This is a genomic window from Solwaraspora sp. WMMD406 (assembly GCF_029626025.1).
Classification (GTDB): domain Bacteria; phylum Actinomycetota; class Actinomycetes; order Mycobacteriales; family Micromonosporaceae; genus Micromonospora_E.
This window is the reverse complement of sequence record NZ_JARUBF010000001.1, coordinates 6,615,555-6,635,316: the sequence shown is the minus strand read 5'-3', so window position 1 is coordinate 6,635,316 and position 19,762 is coordinate 6,615,555. Positions and strand designations below refer to the sequence as shown.

Below are 19,762 nucleotides of genomic sequence, written 5' to 3'. Positions count from 1 at the left end.
CGGCCCTGACCCGACCGGCCTGACCGACCGGGTCAGGGCCGGCGGTAGCTGACGTCCGCCGACCAGCGCAGGAAACCGAGCCGGGTGTAGAGCCGCACTGCTGCGGTGTTCGACTCGTCGACGTAAAGCATCGCCCGGGGCAGGCCGGCCCCGGCCAGATGCCGCAGCCCGGCCAGGGTGAGCGCGCGGCCGAGACCGCCGCCGTGGGCGGTCGGATCGACCCCGAGTACGTAGACCTCGCCGACCGCCGCGTCGGCGTGCACTTTGGTCCAGTGGAAGCCGAGCAGCCGGCCGGCCGTGTCCTCGGCGAGCAGGAAACCGGCCGGGTCGAACCAGGGCTGCGCCATCCTGGCCCGCAACTGCGGCAGGCCCCAGCGGCCCTGCTCCGGGTGGTCGGCGAACGCCGTGGCGTTGAGCGCCACCCAGGCGGCGTCGTCGCGGCCCGGGACGAACGCCCGCAGCCGTACCCCGGCCGGCAGGGTTGGCTCGGGCAGCGGAGCGGTCAGCCGGCGGCGCAGTTGCAGCAGCACCCGGTCGCGGGTGAACCCGTGGTCGAGGGCGAGTGCGGCGGCCGATGGGTGGTCGCCATGTGCCCAGATCCGCAGCGGGGCGGCCGGGTCGACGGCGTCGAGCAACTCGGCGAGCAGCCGCCGACCGTACCCGCGTCGTCGGTGCGCCGGGTGGACGACCAGTTCCGCCACGGGTGCGGCGGGATCGGCCAGGTCGAGGTGGGCGTAGCCGACCAGAGTGCGGTGCGTGTCGGCGAGCGTCAGATGCCGGGCCGGAGCCGCGCTGTCGAGCGCGATGGTCACCTGCTCCGGCAGCGGATCCGTACCGTCGGTGGCGCTCGCCGCACCGGCCAGCGCCAGCACCTGGCGGATCTGTCCGGTGTCGAGGCGGTCCAGCCGCTCGACGACGGCGACGGGAGGGACCGGGTCGGGCGTCGGCACCGGATCGGGCATGGCTCTACGGTAACCGGGCCGTCCGTGTTCAGATCTGTCCGGTCTTCAGGTGCAGCCGGCGGCTACGCTGATCGGCCCGCTCGGCCAACGGTGGCAGCGCGTCGACCAGGAGGCGTTGTCGCAGGTTGGGCAGGATCGTCCGCAGCGCCAGCACCGTCCCGGTCCGGTTGCCGCCGGCATCGTGCAACAACACGATCGACCCGGGTACGGCCTGCGCGGTGACCGTTGCGGTGATACTGCCCGCACCGGGCTGGAAGTAGTCGGCCGGGTCGATGCTCCAGTGCACGGAGACCATGCCGAGTTCCTGCGCGACCTCGACCACCGCCGGGGTCCAGAAACCGCCGGGTTGTCGATAGTAGGAGACCGGGTGGCCGGGGGCGGCGGCCCGGATCGCGTCCGAGGTACGGGTGAGATCGGCCCGGATCGCCTCGACCGGATAGCTACCGAGGTCGAAGTCGTGACTCCAGGAATGGTTGCACAGGGTGTGTCCCTCGGCGGCGATCGCCCGTACCAGCTCGGGGTGGGCCACGGCGTTGCGGCCGACCAGGCAGAACGTCGCCTTGACCTGGTATTGACGCAGCACGTCGAGGGTTTGCCGGGTGTGCACCGGATGCGGTCCGTCGTCGAAGGTGAGCGCGACCGCCGCGCTTCCGCTGGTCCGCCTGGTGCCGTATGGGCCGCTGCGGTCCGGGGCGAGCGGGGGTCGCCGGGGGGTGACCATCGCCGGCGGTGGATCGCTGGCGGTCGCTGAGGTCGACGGCGTAGGGCGCGCCGGGGAGGTCGAGGTGGGTGGTGCCGGGACGTCCGGCGTGGCCGGCGTGGGGGTGGCCGGTGTGGGGCCGGCCGTCGGCGGCGGGCCGAGATCGGGATCGTGCCGCTGGGACGTCGAACCGGGCGTCGGGCCGGGTGTCGGGACCGGCCCGGGGGCCGGGGTGGGGGCCGGGCTGGCCCGGTCGGTCGGCGCCGAGCGGAACCCGACCAGGAAGGCACTGGTCAGGATCGCCACGGCGGTCAGGGCTGCCAGGGTCGTCCCTCGGGGACCTGCGAGCACCGCCACCACCGCCCTTCCGTCCCTTGGCTGTCGCGCCGAGGTTAGAAGGACTCACATCCTGAAGTACGCCAGAAGCCGAATAAGCCAGCAAATCAGACCAATTCGGTTAAATGACAGGGCGCCAACCGGCCGAAACCGGATGGCGCCCTGGTTGATATTCCGCGAACTAGCTGAACGATCGAACGGATTGCGCTAGTCGGACCGGTGTCGACCGGTCAGACCGGCAGCGGAGCCGGCTCGGAATCCGGCAGGGCGGCGCGGCTCGGCGGCACCACGAACTTGTAGCCGACCTGGCGGACCGTGCCGATCATCGACTCGTACTCCGAGCCGAGCTTGGCCCGCAACCGCCGTACGTGCACGTCGACGGTACGGGTGCCACCGAAGTAGTCGTAGCCCCAGACCTCGCGCAGCAACTGGTCACGGGTGAAGACCCGGCCGGGGTGCTGGGCGAGGAACTTGAGCAGCTCGAACTCCTTGTAGGTGAGGTCGAGCGGGCGGCCCTTGAGCTTGGCCGCGTACGTGTCGGGGTCGATGCTCAACTCGCCGGCCCGGATCAGTCCACCGGCACCGGACGTGGCGTTGGTCAGTCGCCCGACGGCCAGCCGCAGTCGCGCCTCGACCTCCGCCGGTCCGGCGCTGGCCAGGATGACGTCGTCGACCCCCCAGTCCGCGTTGAGCGCGATCAGGCCGGCCTCGGTGACCACCGCGACCAGCGGGACGCCCAGACCAGTGGCATGCAGCATCCGGCAGGTCGCACGGGCCTCGGACAGCTCCGACCGGGCGTCGACCAGTACGGCGTCCGGGCTCGGCCCGGACACCAGCGTGCGGACGTCTCGGGGCGCGGTCCGCACCGAATGGGGGAGTAGGTCCAATGCGGGAAGCACGACCGACGGTTCGCCCGCGCGGGCAGTCACCAACAGCAGGATTTCCACACATCACCTCCGTCCTCGCGGCCCTTCTTCAGCCGCGCGTGGTGACCGCGGTATCCGGCCTGATGGCCGTCACCGCAGACAGTGGCGTCGGACCCCGGCGTCGCTGACGGGCAGTTAAGTCATGAGCTTAACCGATTAGGTGCCCGAAACACCCAGGCGGCCGTCCGTTCATCTGTGCGATCCGCCATAACAGTTGAGTGTTGCACCAACCCGGGAAATCCGGTTGAGGCCTTGACCAACCGTGCCGTCGTCAGCGGTCGGTCCGGTGCGTCTGGCACGATCAGGTGCGTGTATCCCTCCACGCCATCCGAGACTGGTCGCGGACCGTGGCCCCACGGTGACCGGGGCGGCCCTGGTGGTCCGCCACCGGGCGGACGGCCCGGCGACCGTCCTGGCCCTGGCCCCCGCCCCGGCACGCAACCAGGGGTGGCGCCGGGACGCGCTCCCGCGCCCGGCCCGGGAGCAGCGCCGGGCCGTGCCCCGGCACCCGGTCGGGCGACGCCGCCGGGTGCTGCCCCGGGTCCTGGTCGGGCGACGCCGCCGGGTGCCGCCCCGGTTCCTGGTCGGGCGACGCCGCCGGGTGCCGCCCCGGTTCCCGGGCGGGCACCGGCACCTGGTCCGGGACCCGCCGGCCAGGGCGGCGACGCGCGCCCGTCCGGTGCCGGCCGTCCGTCCGATCCCGAGCGTGCCCCCGGTGCCGAGCGGGGCACCGGCCCGGTCGACCGGACCGATCCGGGTAAGGGCAAGCCGGCCGCCCCGGTACCGGTGAGCCGGACCATCTCGCTCGCCGTGGCCGGGTTCTCGGTGCTGCTCGCGCTCGGACTGATCTTCGGCGGCCAGACCGCCGGGCCGGGTGCGGCCCGGGTGCCGTTCGCGATCGTCGTCTTCGGCGTGCAACTGCTGTACGTCCTGGCCTGGACGATGGCGATCCGCCCCCCGGCGATGTTGGTCATCGGCGCGATCGGCCTGCTGGCCGCCGCCGCCGCCGACATCGGCGCCCTGCTGCCGACGGTGGCGTCGCTCGCCCCGGTCGGCTACGCCGCCGCCGGCGGGTTCGTCGTCGCCATCCTCACCCAGTTGGTACGTCCGGCGGACCGTACCCGGGTCACCGAATCCCTCGGCGCCACCGCGCAGATCGTCGTCGGGGTGGTCGCGTTCGCCACCCTGATCGTGCTGAGCCGACTGCAGCTCGGCGGCACCCAGACCATCGTGGTGGCGCTCGCCGGCACCGGCAGCGCGCTGATGATCGCCCGGTTGACCGATGCCGTACTGCCCTGGCCCAGGCTCGCCCCGCAGGTGCCGCGCGGTGCGGCGGGGGTGGTGCTCGGCGCGATGGGTGGCACCCTGACCAGCGCCATCCTCGGCGTCTACGTGGTCGGGTTCACCCCGGTGACCGCGGCGGTCGTCGGTCTCGTCGCGGCCAGCGCCGCGGTGTTGACCGACCTGGCGACCAGCTACGCCGAGGCGAGCCGGCAGATGGCCGGTGACCCGCCGACCATGTGGGTCGCCCGGTACATGCAGGGACCGCTCGGTGGGTTCGCCCTCGCCGCCCCGCTGTCGTACGCGCTCGGCGTCCTGCTGTTCAACTGACCGCTGTTCAACTGACCGCCGCTCAACTGACTCCCCGCCCTGGCGTGAGTCGTTCTCGGATCGGGTAGATACCGTCGGACGCGCATCGGTCGGTCGACCGGTGCGACGGTTGGGCGAGGAGGCACGGTGTCGACCTATCCGGCGTACTCGGATGATCTGGCTCATCCAGCTCGACCACGGCGGCGCTGGGGTCGCCGACTGCTCGCGGTCGGCGTCGTTCTCCTGCTGATCCTGGCGATCCTGCTGGTGGTGGCCGACCGGGTGGCGATCGCCTACGCCGAACGCGCCGTCGCCGAGCAGGTCAGTCAGGAAATCGCCCGGCAGAACATCGAATCGTCCCCGCCGGAGGTGTCGATCAGCGGGTTCCCGTTCCTGACCCAGGTGGCCGGCGGGCGCTACCAGTCGGTGTCCATCGTGCTGCGCGATGTCACGGGAGCGGTCAACGGCAACAGTGTGCGGCTGCCCGAGCTCGACGTCGACGCCCGAGACGTGCGCGCCTCGCTCGACTCACTGCGGACCGGGCAGGGAGAGATCACCGCCGCGACCGTGCACGGCAACGCCACGATCGCCTACGACAGCGTGGTGCAGCTGATCGAACAGCCCGGTCTGCGACTGGCCGAACAGGATGGTCGGCTCGGGGTGACCGCCCCGGTGGAGATCCTCGGCCAGCAGGTCACCCTGACCGGGGTCGCCGACCTGGAGGTCGCCGACGGCGAGGTCCTGCTCCGGTTCGACGACCTCAACGCCGAAGGGCTGCCCGGCAACGACGCCGCTCGTGTCTTCATCGACGCGTACGCGCAGCAGATCTCCATCGCGGTGCCGTTGCCGGAGCTTCCGTTCCAGCTCGACCTGCAGGAGGTCGAGGTCGCGCCGGCCGGTCTGGTCGTCACGGCGACCGCACAGGACGTGCCGCTCAACCAGGTGGCGTGAGTCGCCGAGGTGGCAGCGACGGTGGCCGAGCGCGGTCACCGGTACGGGTGGTCGCCATCTCAGTGCGTGGTCGCACCGGTGACCAGCCGGAAAAAGGCTGGTAACCTCCGTACCCATGGGGAAGTTCCTCACCAAGAGGCGCGCGGTCGACCTGTGCCGTGTGGCCACCTGCCTGTGTCGCCCGGTCATCTGACGGCGGGCTGACTGGCAGGCTTCGCCGACCCCTTTCGCGGGTCGGACGTGGAGCCCGAAGATCTCGCACCATCGCCCGACAGCGGCGCCGTCGCACGTCCGTGATCCGTCCTCCAGGGTCCGCGCGCTGGTGCGACACCTGCGGCGTGGACTCACCGCCAACTCGCCTCCGACCGGCTGCCGCCGGTGCGGGGAGAACCAACCAGGGAGTGATCTGATGAGTCGCGACACCGCACTCGTTTCGGCCGACTGGGCCGAGAAGAACCTCGACGCCCCGGGCGTCGTCTTCGTCGAGGTCGACGAGGACACCAGCGCGTACGACGGTGGGCACATCGCCGGCGCTATCAGGATCGACTGGAAGACCGACCTGCAGGACCCGGTGCGCCGCGACTTCATCAACAAGTCGCAGTTCGAGGCCCTGCTCTCCGAGCGCGGGATCAGCAACGACGACGTCGTCGTGCTCTACGGCGGCAACAACAACTGGTTCGCCGCCTACGCCTACTGGTACTTCAAGCTGTACGGCCACGGTGACGTCAAGCTGCTCGACGGCGGCCGCAAGAAGTGGGAGCTCGACGCCCGCCCGCTGACCACCGACGTGGTCTCCCGGCCGGCCACCCAGTACGTCGCCCAGGAGCCGGACACCTCCATCCGGGCCTTCCGTGACGAGGTCGTCGCCGCGATCGGCACCCAGAACCTGGTCGACGTCCGCTCGCCCGACGAGTTCGCCGGTCGGCTGCTCGCCCCCGCCCACCTCCCGCAGGAGCAGGCGCAGCGGGCCGGACACATCCCGACGGCGGTCAACGTGCCGTGGTCCAAGGCCGCCAACGAGGACGGCACCTTCAAGTCCGACGACGAGCTGCGCGCGCTCTACGCCGAGGCCGGTCTGGAAGACAGCAAGGACACCATCGCCTACTGCCGTATCGGCGAGCGTTCCTCGCACACCTGGTTCGTGCTCAAGGAGCTGCTCGGCCACTCCAACGTGAAGAACTACGACGGCTCCTGGACCGAGTACGGCTCGCTGATCGGCGTACCCGTGGTGCTCGGTGACGAGCCAGGGAAGGCGTGACCATGAGCACAGCGACATCGTCGAGCCCCGCCGCGACATCCACGGCGGCCGGCTGCGCCGCCCCGGACCAGTCCGCTCCGCTGCCGGCCAGCGTCGACCTGAACAAGGAGACCGTGATCACCGGCACCGTACGGTCGGCGGCGGGAGAGGCCATCGCCGGCGCCTACGTCCGGCTGCTGGACGCCTCCGGTGAGTTCACCGCCGAGGTGGTCACGTCGCCGGCCGGCCAGTTCCGGTTCTTCGCCGCACCGGGCTCGTGGACGCTGCGGGCGCTGTCCCGCCACGGCAACGGCGACACCCCGGTGACCGCCGCCCAAGGCGTCAACGAGGTGGGCGTCACCGTCGGCGGCTGAGCCGCCCTCGACGACCTCAGGTCTTGAATCGATACGACTAGCCGCCGCCCCGGATTAGTGTCGGGGCGGCGGCCCAGTCATTGGTTGGGATTTGTATCGCCCGAGCGATGCTGTCAGCTAACGGTTGTACCGGTCAATCGAATCGGATCGTCTGCGGGTTAGCTTTGTTTATCATCCGAGTCGATCTGGGCGTGAAGTCAGGAAGGGCAGTTGCCGGGCGGGCTTGGGTTGAACATGAAGCGGGGGTAGTAGGTGCCGTTGTTTCGGCGAACTCCAGCTTCGGTGTAGCACCGTCGCCCATAGTAATTCGATGAGCCTACAAGTGCGGTGTTGTAGGCATAGATGTAGGGTGTGGTGCGAAGCACTCCGGAAGTGTCAACGAATACCAGACGTGCGCGGACTGCGCACCCTGACGCATAGCCCTTTGCATACACCGCTAGATTAGTGGGGTTCGGAACTGGGCCCCCTGATATCCCTGTATAAACCAGTGCGGTGCTGCACTGGTTCGACCCGAACTCAACCTCGCGGTCATTGATGCTGTAGGTGACGTCGCCGGCGTCAGCGAAAGCAGGGAGTGATGTGCCGAGAAGGAGTGCAATGGTGGCGATCAGGATTGCGGCGAGCGTGGTCTTCGGCCGTTTCGCGACTGTCTTCGACAACTTGTTTCCTTTCGCTGAATCCTCCTGCGAGGACGTTTGGGTGAGGTTTGCGCAGTGAATGAATTGGCCTCCGCTCCGTTGTCTGACTATGGACAATTTTGGCACAAGATCATAAAAGTGGTCAAGGGTGCGAATGTTATAAGTAAAGAAACTTTTATATACGTCTTCTTTACGAATAGTTCACCATAAATTTGTGTAAAAAGTAAGAAAGAGAAGGTAAGGGCTTTTGTTCAGTTGCATGTCCGCATATCCAGCTGTCGCTGGCGATCCACCTGGTGATGCGTGCTGTGGGATGTGAGTTGTGGGCGCGACCGCCTGCGCTCGCGTGTAGCCCGACTTGGCTCACGGTTGGCTGATTTTGGGGTCTACGGGGCTGTGACCTGGGGTGTTGTGTCGGGAGGCACGCACTAAACGGGTCGGGTTCTACGGTGTCGGCGTGGCGTACGTGCGGACGGTGAAGACGGCGTCGGGTGCGCGGGCGGTGCAGATCGTGCACTCGCAGCGTCGGGGTTCGCGGGATATACCGTCCCGCCACGCGGCACCGCTGGTGCCCACCGCACGACCCGACAGACCGCCGCCGGAGCGCGCTCCGGCGGCGGTCTGTCGTTATCCGGACGCTTTCAAGATCCCCGAAAGCCATTGTGTCGTCCTGTCGACACCGAAAAGAACTGTCTGTCGGCGTCACCCCGTTCGCTACGCGCGCCCGCTGAGCCGATGAGGTGTGTCGACGCACGCCCTCCGGCGCCGATGACGAACTGACTTGATGACGTCAGTGGCTGGTGTGACCGGCGCGGTTCGGCGCAGAATTCTTCGTACGGGAGCGAGTCCGGCGGATTGCATTCACAACTCGGCAGGCTCGCGAAAATCGTTCGTCCCATGGGGGGAATCATGCGCAGAACCGTCAGAATTCTGCTGTCCGGCGTGATGGGGCTGGCCACCTCGATCGCGCTGGCCGTGCCAGGTACGGCGGCCGGTGCGGCGGCGCCCGACACCGCAGCGTCCGACGCAGCCCTGGCCGGAGCGGACAGCGCCGCGCCCGACCTGCGGGTGCACAGCGTCCAGTACGACCCGAAAGGCCTGGACGACGGCAGCGGAGCACTGCTCAACCGGGAATGGGTGCAACTGATCAACCGCGGAAAAGAACCGCTGCGCTTGCGCGGCTACACCGTACACAACAGCGCCGGCAAGACCTATCGGTTCGGCGACGTCACCATTGCCGGAAAAGGCGGGCGGCTGTGGCTCCGTTCCGGCTCCGGAGACGACACCGCGCGCAGCTACTACTGGAACAACGACGCATTCGTCTGGGGCGCCGACGGCGACAAGGTGTTCCTGCGTGACCGTAAAGGTCGGACCGTGCACACCTGTTCCTGGACCTTTGTAAAGGACCGGGACTGGGTGCGTTGCCCGGTCAGCCCGTGACCGTCGCGGGCTGACCGCCGTGGGTGCCGGGCCGGAGCTGGGCCGGCCCGGCACCCACTTCCTCAACGGATCAGACTCCGTCGATCCGACAGATCAGATCCCGCCGAGCCGGGCCGGACAGGGATCGACCGCTTCCAGCACCGTGTCGACGGTGGTCACGATCCCGGCCGGCAGCCGCAGCTCACCGGCCTGCGGAATCCAGCCGTCCTTGGCGGTGATGATCTGGTACTGCCCCCGGGGCAGCCAGTAGGCGTAGCCACCGGCCGCGTCGGTACGCAACGTGTACCCGGTGCCCGGCTCGGTCAGCGAGTTCAACCGGATCGTCGCCCCGGCCACCCCCACCTCGACCCCGGCGCAGGTCACCCCGGTCACCGTGCCCTGCACCTTGGCCCAGGACGCCGGCGGGGACACGTTCATCGCCACCTCGACCGCACTCACCGGGTACGGCGTGTCCGCACGCAGGCCCAGCGTGGCGGCGTACCGACCGGGCTGATCCACCCCGACCTCGGCGGTGGCCGTCAGCGTGACGGTGACCGTACGGGACGCACCCGGAGCCAGGGTGAAGGTGCCTGGAGCGGCCGACAACCATTCGACGTCGGCACCGGTGTCGCACAGTTCCAGCCCACCGAGTCGTTCCACCTGCGTCGACCCGACGAACGAGGTCGGCGATCCGCCGATCTTGTACGCCCCGCACGCCCCGGCACCCCGGTAGCGGGCGAACTGGGTGTTCGGCAGGTTCCGCCAGCTGCCGGCCACCGGGTCGTAGCCGACCGTACGGTTGGTCACCGTCGTCGACGCGGCGGTCACCCCGCCGGCGATCACCAGCAGCCCACCCGCGGCGGCGTACTGGCCGCCCCACAGGTCCAGCGGCAGGTCCGGCAGCGGGCTCCAGGCGTTGGTCGCCGGGCGGTACGTCCAGGCCGTGGAGTACTCGACGGCACCGGCGCCACCCGCGCAGTAGACCTGCTCACCGATGCCGCCGCAGGCCAGCCAGGAGGCGGCCACCGGATAGTCGGCGCCGGACCGGAACGCCCCGGATCCGGTGTCGAAGGCGAGCACCGTCGACGAGTCGGTGCAGGTGCTGTCGACGCAGCCGCCGATCAGATAGACGGTGCCGCCGACCACCGCGCCACCAGCCGCCGCCCGGGGCGCCGGGCTGGTCACGCCGGACAGGGTCGTCCAGGCCTCGACCGCCGGGTCGAACACGTCCACCGTCGCCACCGGCGTGCCGCCGGGACCCCAGCCGCCGAACAGGTACAGCTTGCCCTGTACCGCCGCCAGCACCGGCTTGCTGCGGGCCGACGGCAGATCGGGCAGGGCGCTCCAGGCGTCGGTGACCGGGTCGTAGACCCAGGCGTCGCGTTCGGTGCCGCTGCCGCTGCCGCCGCCGACCGAGTAGACCTTGCCGTCCAGGGTCGCGGCGGCGTTGTCGAAGACTGCGGTCGGATGGTCCGGCGTCCGCGTCCAGGCCTCGTCGGCGGCGGTGGCCACCGGCGCGGCGGACACCCTGGTCGGCGCGGCGTCGGCCGGGGACCCGTACGCGTGGCCGGTCCACGCCTTGCTGATCCCCTTGACCCGGTGTTCGGCCAGCGCCGCACCGGCGCGGGACAGCAGCTCGACGTCGCCGCCGGTGGCCAGCGCCTCCACGGTGGCCGGTGCGCTACCGGTGTTGGTCACCGTCACCGTGGCCTTGCGGCTGCTGCCGTACGGCTGGTGGGAGACGATCGGGGTGGTCGGCTCGACGACCAGCCGGCCGGCCTTGACCGAGAAGTCGGCCCGCCGGGCGGCGTCGGCCACCACCGTGACGGTCCGGACCCGAGGCTGGTACGGCGCCCGCGTCGCGGTGAACTCCTGCTCCCCGGTCAGCGGTGAGAAGAGCTGGTAGAAGCCGTCGGCCAGGGCAGGGTCGTCAGGGGTGGGCGCGGAGACCGCCCGTACGGTGGGGTCGGCGCTGCTGGTGACGGTGACCCCGTTGAGCGCGGTGCCGGTGTTGTGGTCGGTGGTGGTGCCGACCAGCAGTCCGCCGGGCAGCGGCGCGCAGGTCCGGTTGACCACTTCCAGGTCGTCGAGCTGCCACCACCAGGCGTACGAGCCCTGGAAGCGGAACCGGATCAGGGCCTGTTCGGCACCGGCGGCCACGTCGAGCGGGATCTCCTCGACCCGGGGGCCGCGTCGGCTGGTCGTCTGGCGCCATACCGTGGTCCAGCTGGTCCCGCCGTCGACGGAGACGCCGATCTCGGCGCTGTCGGTGAAGCCGACCGCCCGCCAGTCGCTGGCGAACCGCAGGTAGGGCGCGGCCGACCCGGACAGGTCGAGCGTCGGGGTGACCAGGTCGGTGTCCTGGGTCGCGCCGACGCCGAGCTGGTCGCTGTCGATGATGGCGAAGCCGCCCGTACCGCCGGTGAGGTTGCCCCGGGCGCCGAGGTCGGTGAAGGTCCAGCCGCCGCCGTCGGTCCGGTTCACCACCGACCAGCCGTCCGGGGTGTCGGTGGTGGCGAAGTTCTCGGCCAGCAGCGGGGTGCCGAAGCTCGCCGCGTAGCCGGGGGTGACGCATTCGGCGTCGACCGGCACCGCGACGTTGACGGTCCGGTCGCGCTCGCCGGCCGGTACGTCGACCTGGACGTCGCGGTAGCCGGGCAGTTCGGCGGCCACGGTCAACGTCACGGCGGTCTGGCCGGGCACGGTCAACGTGTACCGCCCGGACGCCGGGTCGGTGTAGGTGAACGTTTGTGGTGCCCCGTCGACCTCGACCCGGGCGTACAGCGGCCAACCGTGGCCGGAGCCGTCGGTGACCCGCCCGCTGAGGGTGACCAGGGTGGTGGCCGCGAGCGCGAAGTCCTGTTCGATGGTGTCGTCCTCGGCCACGTCGACCGTGACGGTCACCGGTGTGTAGCCGAAGGCGCTGGCGGTGAGGGTGTGCTCGCCGACCGGCAGGGTGAGGGTGTAGCTGCCGTCGGCGGCGGTGCGGACGCTGCGGTCAGCGGTGCCGACGACCGCGCCGCTCAACGGCGTACCGTCGCCGGTGACCACGCCCTCGACCCGCCCGGCGGGTCCGCGCGGGGCCTGGTCGACCACGGCGTACGCGTCGAGCCGGCCTTCGCCGAAGTTGTTGTTGGCGGCGGCGGTTCCGCCGCAGCTGGTGTCGTCGGTGTCGATGGCGGTGCCGTCGAGCAGGGCCCGGGTGGCGGTGAGGTCGCCGTGCAGGGCCGGTGCCGCCGACCAGGCGAGCGCGACCACGCCGGCGACGTGCGGGCTGGCCATCGAGGTGCCGCTGTACGCCGCGTACCCGCCGCCGGGGACGCTGGAGCGCACGGCGGTGCCGGGGGCGGAGATGTTCGGCTTGACCGCGCCGTCGACCCGGGACGGGCCCCGGCTGGACCGGGCGGCGATCACGTTGTTGACGTCGTAGTTGCCGACGGCGTAGGCCTGCGGGTAGTCGCCGGGGGAGCTGGCGGTGTCGCAGGCGGGTCCCTCGTTGCCGATGGCGAAGACGGGGAAGATGCCGGCGGCCACCCAGGCGTCGACGGTCTGCTGGTACCACGGGTCGTCCTGGCCGCCGCCCCAGGAGTTGTTGACCACGTCGGCGCGCAGGTCGGGCCGGGGGTTGGCGCCGCTGGCGTCGGTCGGGGCGAGCACGAACTGTCCGGCGGCGAGCAGCGAGGGGTCGGAGCAGGTGTCGACCTCGCAGCCCTTGGCGGCGATCCACCGTACGCCGGGCGCGACACCGATCTGGTTGGCGCCGCCGTCGTCGCCGGCGATGGTGCCGGTGACGTGGGTGCCGTGGCCGTTGTTGTCGCAGGGGGTGCCGGCCGGGCAGATGCCGGTGGGGTCCAGCCAGTTGTACGCGTGGTGGTAGCCGCCGGTGCCGTCGGCGCCCCGGTAGCTGGCGGCCAGCGCCGGGTGGTCGTACTGGACGCCGCTGTCGATGGTGGCCACCACGATGCCGTCGCCACGGGTGCCGAATTCGGACCAGACCCGGGGGGCTCCGATGTTGGTGAGGTTCCACTCGACGGCGTTGACCGATGAGTCGCCGGTCGTCGCGTCGCTCGTCGTCGCGTCGCCGGGCGTCGTGCCGTCGGGCGCGATCGGGGCGGCTGGTTCCGGGGTGAGCAGTGGACGGTCGCGGACCGGTTCGAGCCGCTCCACCTCGGGGAGCGCGGCGACGACGTCGACCAGGTCGCGGTCGCCGGTGACGTGGACGGCGTTGGCGATCCAGAACGGGGTGTACGGGGCCTTCCGCTCGTCCAGCGTGTCGCGCAGGGAGCGTTGGCTGCGTTCGGCGGTGGTGGTGAGCTCCTGGAAGACCGCGTCGGCCCGGGCGTCCGCGCGGGCCGAGCCGGCGGGCAGACCCGCTTGGGCGGCGTCGGCGGCGCGCTGGAGATCCGCTCGTTCCCGCAGGTAGACCAGGAAGTCCACGGTGCCGTCGCGGTCGAGGCTGGCGGACAGTTCGGTGCTGATCACTGCGGCCTGGTTGCCGCCGGGTGCGGTCGGGGTGCCGGCGGGTGTGGCGCCGGCGGCGGCGGGTTGGGCGGTCGCCGCCAGCAGGGCGGCGGCGCATCCGATCAGGACGCGACGCAGGACGCCGGTGCGGTTCCACAGCCGGCCGTGGTGTGGTCGGGGACGTCGGTGTCCGCGTCGACCGTGATCCGGTTCCGGACTCGGGTGATGGTGTGGCCTCGGGTGATGGTGTGTCGAGGTGTCGCGGTCTGGCAGGTCGACCATCGCGGGTCCCCCCATGCTCGTGGCGGTCCGGTCAGCCGGACCAGCCAAACCGGCGGACCGGAAAGCCCGGATTCCGCCATACGTGTGGAGAATCGGCCTACTGACAGTCCTCGCACGACGGCTACGAGTCATGGTTTAGTGGGCAACGTTGGTGATCAATGGGGTCTGTCGGGCAGTTTTCGGGCAGTACGCCAACAGAACCTGGTCGAGACTCGGGCATGGCCGGTATCGGCGTCTGTCGCTGTTGACTCCGACGACTAAACGGCGTTGTCTGATGACACGCAGCAACCTGGGGAGGAATGCGTGGTCAACGGTGAGGTGCCACTGGTCGTGTGTGTCACCGCTGACGTCGCGGTACGTGAACGAGTGGTTCGACGGCTCGACGACTGCGGCACAGTAGTCATCTGTACGGACATGGCGGAGCTGAGAGCGATGCTCTTTCCGCCGACACCTACTGAGACAGCAGCTCCGGCAGCTCCGATCGTGCTCGGCGACCTGGTCGTCGACGTGCCCGGTCATCTGGTCACCTGGCAGGGGAAACCCCTGGCGTTGACCCGGCTGGAACGTGAACTGCTGGCCCGGCTGGCAAGCCCGCCGGTCGTGGTCTGGACCTACGAACGGCTGTTCGGCACCGTCTGGGGCGGTGCCTATCTCGGGGACACGGCGATCCTGCATTCCGCCGTCAAGCGGCTGCGCCGCAAGTTGCGCAGCCTCGGCGGCGGTCTCGAGGTGCAGACCGTACGCGGCGTCGGTTATCGGCTGGCGTCCAGCGCAATCGCCGCGACCTCGGTGGCCGGGCCGGACCGGTCGACAGCCGATCCATCGACAGCTGATCCGTCGGCGGTCGATCCGTCGACGGTCGATCCGTCGGTGGCTGATCCTTCGGCGGCGCCGGGTCCGACGAACGGCGCACATGGGGACGCGGCGGCCAATGGACAGCCGGCCTTCGCCCTCGATCCGCTGGACGCCCTCGACCGGGTCGACCGGGTCGACCGGTTGAACCGGGCCGAGCGCAACGGTCGTCACGGTGCGCTGAGCACGGCGGACATGTCCGGGTAGTTCCGCTACCGGCGGTGCCGGTACGGGTCACGCCCGTACCGGCACCCCCCGGTGCGCTCGCCGCGAGGCGCGGCCTGGTTCAGCTGGTGGCCTCGGCGAGCAGGTCGTCGATCTGGCCGAGCGCCTCGCCGAGCCCCTCCGCCATGCCCATGGCCAGGACGCTGTCCAGGTGCTCCACGCTGTCGAACGTCGAGATCATCGTCATGTGGGTCCGCGCGCCGTCCGCCTCGATCGTGACGGCCATCTGGATGGGCGCCATGTCGGTCGACGGGTTGCCGTCGTCGTCGGCGAAGCTGTCCTCGAACTCCAGCCGGTGCGGCGGCGCGATGGTGGTCATCGTCCACAGGCCACGGGCTTTTTCGCCCTCGGGCCCGGTCATGTAGTAGTGGGAGCGTCCACCGACGACGAACTCGTGCTGCTCGAAGGTCGCCGGCCAGGACGGCGGCCCCCACCACCGTTCCAGCTGACGCGGGTCGGACCACACTCGCCAGACCCGTTCGACGCTCGCGTCGAACTCGGCGACGACCGTGAGGGTCAACGCCTTTTCGTCTTTGATCGAACTGATCACTGTCATGATCGATTCACCCTTCTTCGTTTTCCGCCAGGATCGTCGCGATCCGGTCGACGCGTTCCCGCCAGAGCCGCTCGTACGCGTCGAGCAGCCGGGCGGCCCGGTTGAGCGTGGTCAGGTTGGCGCACACGACCTGTTCCCTTCCGCGCTTGTGTTTGGTGACCAGCGCGGCCCGCTCCAGGACCGCCACGTGCTTCTGTACTGCCGCGAAGCTCATCGGGTAGTGCCGGGCGATCGCGGACACCGACTGCTCGTGCCGGATCACCCGGGTGACGATGTCGCGCCGGGTGGCGTCCGCCAGGGCATGGAAGACGCGGTCCGCAGCTGCCGGTTCGAGTTCACCTACAACCATATGGTTGTACGTTAGACCTCGGTGCGGCCGTGCGCAAGTCGGCACGCACGACGGGACGCGAGTCGGGGACGAAAGCGGGGACGCCAGTCGGGGACGCGAGTCGACCGGGTCGCGCGCTACGGGCGCTGGCCGGCACCTGGCACGATGGCCGGGTGAGTCCTGGCCCACCCACCACCGCCGGACCGCCCTTCGGGGCGTACCCGCCGCAGCCGCCCGCCGTACCGCCACCCCCGCGCTGGCGGCGCTGGGCGCTGGCGGGCGCGGCGGTGCTCTGGATCGCCCTGCTCGCCGGCCTCGCGGTGGTCTCCACCGGCGAGGACGCGCCGACCGTACGGGAACAGCGCGGCATCGACGAGGCGCGACCGGTCGCCGATCGGTCGGTCGCCGACCTGGCCACGGCCATCGGCGCGGCGGGGGTGATCGAGATCGGTCCGGAGGAGATCGTCGAAGGTTGCCGGATCACCCCGATCCGGCCGGGTGCCCAGCTGACCCGGATGCTGACCGCCTACACCGCACCGGACGACGGCCCGGCGCTGCTCGATCAGATCGCCCGACGACTACCAGCCCGGTACGCGGCGCGGACCCGGCAGAACTCGCCGGACGACGTCCGGTTCGTCGCCGACGCCGGAGAGTTCGTGAGCGTGCGCGGTCAACTGGTCGGGCCCGGAGTGGTGCACCTGCGGATCAGCACCGGCTGCCGCCCACAGCCGAGCCAACCGGTGGACGACGACGCCCCGACGGCCGACACCGTGCCGCAGTCGCACCCGGGCACCCTGCTCGCGGCGCTCGGGGCCGACCAGGTCGAGGTGACACCGCCGGCCGTGGTGCCCTGCCCGGCCGGTGGCTGGCTGCGCACCAGAGTGGCGACCGGCGTGACGAGCCCTGAGGCGGCCGAGTGGATCGGGGAGGCGCTCGACAGCCTCGCCCGCCCCGACACGACGGTGCTCTCCGACCAGGCACCGCTGTTCGTCCAGCGTGACGGACTCGGCGGGGTCGTCGTCGAGGCCGACGGCGGCGAGGTCCGGGCGGTCGTCACCACCGGCTGCTGACCAGCGCGGCCGACGTCCGCGTACGGCGGTCCTCAGTAGACGAGTGCCTGGACGCCCTCGGCCATGATCTCCTCGACGAAAACCGCCGCACCGGCGATCCGTACGCCCGCGAGCACGTCGTCCGGACCGATGCCGCGACGGGCGGCGCACTGGGTGCAGACCGTCACCCGGCCGGCGGCCAGGACCGCGTCCAGCAGATCCGGCAGCGGCGCCGAATGCGGCAACTCGAATTCGGCCGCCCGACCGGGTACGGCGAACCAGGTCGACTCACCGGTGAGCCAGAGCGACACCTCGACGCCGGCCGCGGCGGCGGTGCCCGCTACGGTGAACGCTTGGGCGCATCGCTCCGGTTCGTCGGAGCCGGCGGTCGCCTTGACGACGAGAGTGCGAGCCATCCGGCCAGCATAGGATGACCTTGTCATGGTTACCGAGATCGGGTTCGTCAGCCTGCTGGTCGCCGGCTTTGGTGCGCTCGCCGGTGGCCTGGTCTACCTCGCGGTCCGCCTGTGTCGCGGGCGATGGTGAGTGCTCCGGCGGTGAGCGGTCCGGCCGACCGGCGCTCGCGTCCGACGAACACGACTGCACGAGGTGGAGGATCGATGAGCGCGAGCAGCGCGTCCGGTGCGACCGGATCCCAGGGCCCGGACACGACCGGCGAGGCGGTACGACCGCCGTGGTTGGACGCGCCGCCGGTGGATCCGTACCCGTTCGAGGAGAGCCACGACCTGCGGGTCGGCCCGAAGCTGCACCCCGCGCTCAACGCTCTGCTGCCGTACATCGGGGTGTGGCGAGGTCGGGGACGGGGCGGCTATCCCACCATCGACGACTTCGACTACGCGCAGGAGATCCGGATCAGCCACGACGGCCGCCCGTTCCTGCAGTACGAGTCGCGGGCCTGGCTGCTCGACGAGCAGAGCCAACCGGTGCGCCCGGCCGGCCGGGAACTCGGCTGGTGGCGGGCGGTGACCGATCCGGACGGCCGGGGCACCGGCGAACTGGAAGCGTTGATGATCAACCCGACCGGGGTGATGGAACTCCATCTGGGTCGGGTGACCGGAGTGCAGGTGGAACTGGCCACCGACGCGGTGGTCCGGACGGCGACCGCCAAGGAGGTCACCGGCGGACACCGGCTGTTCGGGATCGTCGACGGGGCGTTGCTCTACGCCCAGGAGATGTCCGCGGTCGGACAGCCGCTCTCCCCACACCTGTCGGCCCGGCTGACCCGGGTCGCCGGCTGACCGACGGTGCAACCGGCGTGCGCGCCGGGCGATCACCGTACCGGCACGACGTAGGATGTGAATGGTGGCGCAACCTTCCCTGGCTGAGATGCTGCGTTCGCGCGGGCTGCGGCTCACGGCGCAGCGTCAGTTGATCCTGGAAGCCGTACACGACCTCGGGCACGCCACTCCGGAACAGGTGCACCACGCGGTCCGCGAAGTGGCCGCCGGCGTCAACATCACCACGATCTACCGCACCCTGGAACTGCTCGAAGAGCTCGGACTGGTCACCCACACCCATCTGTCGCACGGATCACCGACCTACCACTCGGTCACCGACGAGCAGCACGTGCACCTGGTCTGCCGGTCCTGCAAATCGGTCTCGGAAATGGATCCGGTGCTCGCCGAGCCGCTGATCGACGCACTCGCCAAGGAACGTGGCTTCCAGGTCGACATCGGGCACATGGCACTCTTCGGCACCTGCCAGAAATGCGGAGCACAGTCGTGATTGACATCGCCGGCGCGGTCGACGTCGCCGCCATCGAGCCCGGATCATCCGACGCCGGGGTGGCGGCACACTACGGCGACCCGATGCGGGAGCAGCGGCTGCTGGACACCGAGGTCGGTCTGGTGGACCGGGGCAACCGGGGAGTGCTGGCGGTGCCCGGTGCGGAGCGGATCGGCTGGCTGCACACGCTCACCAGCCAGCACCTGGCGACCTTGCGGGCCGGACAGGGCACCGAGTTGCTGGTGCTCTCCCCGCACGGGCACGTCGAGCAGCACGCCATGGTCGCCGAGGACGGCACCACCACCTGGCTGGACACCGAGCCGCAGCTGGCCGGTGAACTTCTGGCGTACCTGCTCAAGATGCGGTTTTTCACCCAGGTCGACCCGGCCGAGGTGACCGCCGACTGGGCGGCGGCGTCGCTGGTCGGTCCGCGCGCCACCGACGCCGCCGGTGTTCTCGGCGTCACCGGGCTGGCCGAGCCGGACCTGCTGCCGGTGCCGGGTTCGAAGTTCGTCGCCGGGTCGGTCCCCGGTCGCCCGACCGCCCGGTACGCCGTCGCCGCCCTGCCCGCCGACGGTCCGTACGCGGGCGGCTGGGCCCGGCGGGTGCCGCTCGGCGTGGACCTGCTGGTGCCTCGGGTCGCCCTGCCGCAGCTGGTCGCCGAGCTGACCGGGGCGGGTGTCGCGCCGGCCGGGCTGTGGGCCTACGAGGCGGTACGGGTGGCCTCCCGTACGCCCAGGGTGGGTCGGGAGACCGACCACCGGGCCATCCCGGCGGAGATCGGGCTGCTCGGACCGGCGGTCCACCTGGACAAGGGCTGCTACCGGGGGCAGGAGACGGTGGCCCGGGTGCACAATCTGGGTCGTCCCCCGCGTCGGCTGGTGCTGGTGCACCTGGACGGGGTGGCCAGCGACATGCCGCCGTCGGCCGGTACGCCGATCACCGCAGACGGGCGGACGGTCGGGTTCCTCGGCACTGCGGTGCGCCACTACGAACTCGGCATGATCGGTCTCGCGGTGGTCAAGCGCAACGTGCCGGACGACGCGGTGTTGCTGGTCGGGGAGTTCGTGGCGGCGATCGAGCCCTGACCCACCGGTCACGGTCGATCCGATCCACGGATCCCGGTCGGG

At 70.6% G+C, this 19,762-nt stretch carries 19 protein-coding genes and 1 pseudogene; 13 read left to right on the top strand and 7 right to left on the bottom strand.

Annotation, left to right across the window (positions count from 1 at the left end; translation table 11 throughout):
* Positions 1 to 32 precede the first annotated feature (32 nt).
* From mshD to O7632_RS29735, 3 genes are all read right to left on the bottom strand, one after another.
* Positions 33 to 962 carry a mycothiol synthase gene (gene mshD / locus O7632_RS29745; RefSeq protein ID WP_278119121.1) on the bottom strand — a complete coding sequence of 310 codons (930 nt, stop codon included), beginning with the start codon at positions 960 to 962 and terminating at the stop codon, positions 33 to 35.
* Positions 963 to 990: 28 nt separating this feature from the next.
* Positions 991 to 2,019, bottom strand: coding sequence for a polysaccharide deacetylase family protein (locus O7632_RS29740; protein ID WP_278119120.1), 1,029 nt, complete (start codon positions 2,017 to 2,019; stop codon positions 991 to 993).
* Positions 2,020 to 2,228: 209 nt separating this feature from the next.
* Positions 2,229 to 2,945 (bottom strand): response regulator transcription factor, encoded by a 717-nt coding sequence (locus O7632_RS29735; protein ID WP_278119119.1) that lies wholly within the window; start codon positions 2,943 to 2,945, stop codon positions 2,229 to 2,231.
* Between the two features lie 337 nt (positions 2,946 to 3,282).
* On the opposite strand from O7632_RS29735, the gene O7632_RS29730 reads away from it, so the two are divergent.
* The 7 genes from O7632_RS29730 (at position 3,283) to O7632_RS29705 (ending at position 9,154) form a co-directional block, all read left to right on the top strand.
* Positions 3,283 to 3,714 carry a hypothetical protein gene (locus O7632_RS29730; RefSeq protein ID WP_278119118.1) on the top strand — a complete coding sequence of 144 codons (432 nt, stop codon included), beginning with the start codon at positions 3,283 to 3,285 and terminating at the stop codon, positions 3,712 to 3,714.
* Positions 3,711 to 4,535, top strand: coding sequence for a hypothetical protein (locus tag O7632_RS29725; protein ID WP_278119117.1), 825 nt, complete (start codon positions 3,711 to 3,713; stop codon positions 4,533 to 4,535). Before O7632_RS29730 ends, O7632_RS29725 begins: the two co-directional genes overlap by 4 nt.
* Before the next feature lie 126 nt (positions 4,536 to 4,661).
* The gene (locus O7632_RS29720) at positions 4,662 to 5,465 is read left to right on the top strand and encodes a DUF2993 domain-containing protein (RefSeq protein ID WP_278119116.1); all 804 of its coding nucleotides are present in this window, start codon (positions 4,662 to 4,664) and stop codon (positions 5,463 to 5,465) included.
* 115 nt (positions 5,466 to 5,580) lie between these two features.
* A complete protein-coding gene (locus tag O7632_RS32325) occupies positions 5,581 to 5,658 on the top strand; it encodes an Ms5788A family Cys-rich leader peptide (protein ID WP_347403651.1) in 78 nt (25 codons plus the stop codon).
* Between the two features lie 216 nt (positions 5,659 to 5,874).
* On the top strand, positions 5,875 to 6,723 hold the full coding sequence (locus O7632_RS29715) for a sulfurtransferase (RefSeq protein WP_278119115.1): 849 nt from the start codon (positions 5,875 to 5,877) through the stop codon (positions 6,721 to 6,723).
* 2 nt (positions 6,724 to 6,725) lie between these two features.
* Positions 6,726 to 7,076 (top strand): DUF1416 domain-containing protein, encoded by a 351-nt coding sequence (locus O7632_RS29710; RefSeq protein WP_278119114.1) that lies wholly within the window; start codon positions 6,726 to 6,728, stop codon positions 7,074 to 7,076.
* Between the two features lie 1,547 nt (positions 7,077 to 8,623).
* Positions 8,624 to 9,154, top strand: coding sequence for a lamin tail domain-containing protein (locus tag O7632_RS29705; RefSeq protein WP_278119113.1), 531 nt, complete (start codon positions 8,624 to 8,626; stop codon positions 9,152 to 9,154).
* A gap of 93 nt (positions 9,155 to 9,247) precedes the next feature.
* Here O7632_RS29705 and O7632_RS29700 read toward each other — a convergent pair whose 3' ends face one another.
* Entirely contained in the window at positions 9,248 to 13,876 is a 4,629-nt protein-coding gene (locus O7632_RS29700; RefSeq protein WP_278119112.1) for a S8 family serine peptidase, read from the bottom strand.
* 303 nt (positions 13,877 to 14,179) lie between these two features.
* Between O7632_RS29700 and O7632_RS29695 the strand changes: the two are divergent.
* Positions 14,180 to 14,638 (top strand): annotated as a pseudogene (locus tag O7632_RS29695) (winged helix-turn-helix domain-containing protein); the annotation flags it as partial.
* 376 nt (positions 14,639 to 15,014) lie between these two features.
* On the opposite strand, the gene O7632_RS29690 reads toward O7632_RS29695, so the two are convergent.
* Both O7632_RS29690 and O7632_RS29685 read right to left on the bottom strand, forming a co-directional pair.
* Positions 15,015 to 15,509 carry an SRPBCC domain-containing protein gene (locus O7632_RS29690; RefSeq protein WP_278119111.1) on the bottom strand — a complete coding sequence of 165 codons (495 nt, stop codon included), beginning with the start codon at positions 15,507 to 15,509 and terminating at the stop codon, positions 15,015 to 15,017.
* A 7-nt stretch (positions 15,510 to 15,516) separates the two neighbouring features.
* Positions 15,517 to 15,858 carry a helix-turn-helix domain-containing protein gene (locus tag O7632_RS29685; RefSeq protein ID WP_278119110.1) on the bottom strand — a complete coding sequence of 114 codons (342 nt, stop codon included), beginning with the start codon at positions 15,856 to 15,858 and terminating at the stop codon, positions 15,517 to 15,519.
* A gap of 152 nt (positions 15,859 to 16,010) precedes the next feature.
* On the opposite strand from O7632_RS29685, the gene O7632_RS29680 reads away from it, so the two are divergent.
* Positions 16,011 to 16,907 carry a hypothetical protein gene (locus O7632_RS29680; protein ID WP_278119109.1) on the top strand — a complete coding sequence of 299 codons (897 nt, stop codon included), beginning with the start codon at positions 16,011 to 16,013 and terminating at the stop codon, positions 16,905 to 16,907.
* A 32-nt stretch (positions 16,908 to 16,939) separates the two neighbouring features.
* Here the strand turns inward: O7632_RS29680 and O7632_RS29675 are convergent, their stop codons facing one another.
* Positions 16,940 to 17,302 carry a DsrE family protein gene (locus tag O7632_RS29675; RefSeq protein ID WP_278119108.1) on the bottom strand — a complete coding sequence of 121 codons (363 nt, stop codon included), beginning with the start codon at positions 17,300 to 17,302 and terminating at the stop codon, positions 16,940 to 16,942.
* Positions 17,303 to 17,327: 25 nt separating this feature from the next.
* On the opposite strand from O7632_RS29675, the gene mtfM reads away from it, so the two are divergent.
* From mtfM to O7632_RS29655, 4 genes are all read left to right on the top strand, one after another.
* Positions 17,328 to 17,432 (top strand): small membrane protein MtfM, encoded by a 105-nt coding sequence (gene mtfM / locus O7632_RS29670; protein ID WP_278119107.1) that lies wholly within the window; start codon positions 17,328 to 17,330, stop codon positions 17,430 to 17,432.
* A 74-nt stretch (positions 17,433 to 17,506) separates the two neighbouring features.
* Positions 17,507 to 18,145, top strand: coding sequence for an FABP family protein (locus O7632_RS29665; RefSeq protein WP_278119106.1), 639 nt, complete (start codon positions 17,507 to 17,509; stop codon positions 18,143 to 18,145).
* 61 nt (positions 18,146 to 18,206) lie between these two features.
* On the top strand, positions 18,207 to 18,632 hold the full coding sequence (locus tag O7632_RS29660) for a Fur family transcriptional regulator (protein WP_278119105.1): 426 nt from the start codon (positions 18,207 to 18,209) through the stop codon (positions 18,630 to 18,632).
* Positions 18,629 to 19,720 (top strand): folate-binding protein, encoded by a 1,092-nt coding sequence (locus O7632_RS29655; RefSeq protein ID WP_278119104.1) that lies wholly within the window; start codon positions 18,629 to 18,631, stop codon positions 19,718 to 19,720. The genes O7632_RS29660 and O7632_RS29655 overlap by 4 nt, the downstream gene beginning before the upstream one ends.
* Positions 19,721 to 19,762: the final 42 nt, after the last annotated feature.

Coding starts and splice junctions, on each gene's coding strand:
- O7632_RS29715 (WP_278119115.1), top strand. CDS start 5,875: ATGAGTCGCGACACCGCACTCGTTTCGGCCGACTGGGCCGAGAAGAAC.
- O7632_RS29660 (WP_278119105.1), top strand. CDS start 18,207: ATGGTGGCGCAACCTTCCCTGGCTGAGATGCTGCGTTCGCGCGGGCTG.
- O7632_RS29710 (WP_278119114.1), top strand. CDS start 6,726: ATGAGCACAGCGACATCGTCGAGCCCCGCCGCGACATCCACGGCGGCC.
- mtfM (WP_278119107.1), top strand. CDS start 17,328: ATGGTTACCGAGATCGGGTTCGTCAGCCTGCTGGTCGCCGGCTTTGGT.
- O7632_RS29700 (WP_278119112.1), bottom strand. CDS start 13,876: ATGGTCGACCTGCCAGACCGCGACACCTCGACACACCATCACCCGAGG.
- O7632_RS29685 (WP_278119110.1), bottom strand. CDS start 15,858: ATGGTTGTAGGTGAACTCGAACCGGCAGCTGCGGACCGCGTCTTCCAT.
- O7632_RS29705 (WP_278119113.1), top strand. CDS start 8,624: ATGCGCAGAACCGTCAGAATTCTGCTGTCCGGCGTGATGGGGCTGGCC.
- O7632_RS29675 (WP_278119108.1), bottom strand. CDS start 17,302: ATGGCTCGCACTCTCGTCGTCAAGGCGACCGCCGGCTCCGACGAACCG.
- mshD (WP_278119121.1), bottom strand. CDS start 962: ATGCCCGATCCGGTGCCGACGCCCGACCCGGTCCCTCCCGTCGCCGTC.
- O7632_RS32325 (WP_347403651.1), top strand. CDS start 5,581: ATGGGGAAGTTCCTCACCAAGAGGCGCGCGGTCGACCTGTGCCGTGTG.
- O7632_RS29690 (WP_278119111.1), bottom strand. CDS start 15,509: ATGACAGTGATCAGTTCGATCAAAGACGAAAAGGCGTTGACCCTCACG.
- O7632_RS29665 (WP_278119106.1), top strand. CDS start 17,507: ATGAGCGCGAGCAGCGCGTCCGGTGCGACCGGATCCCAGGGCCCGGAC.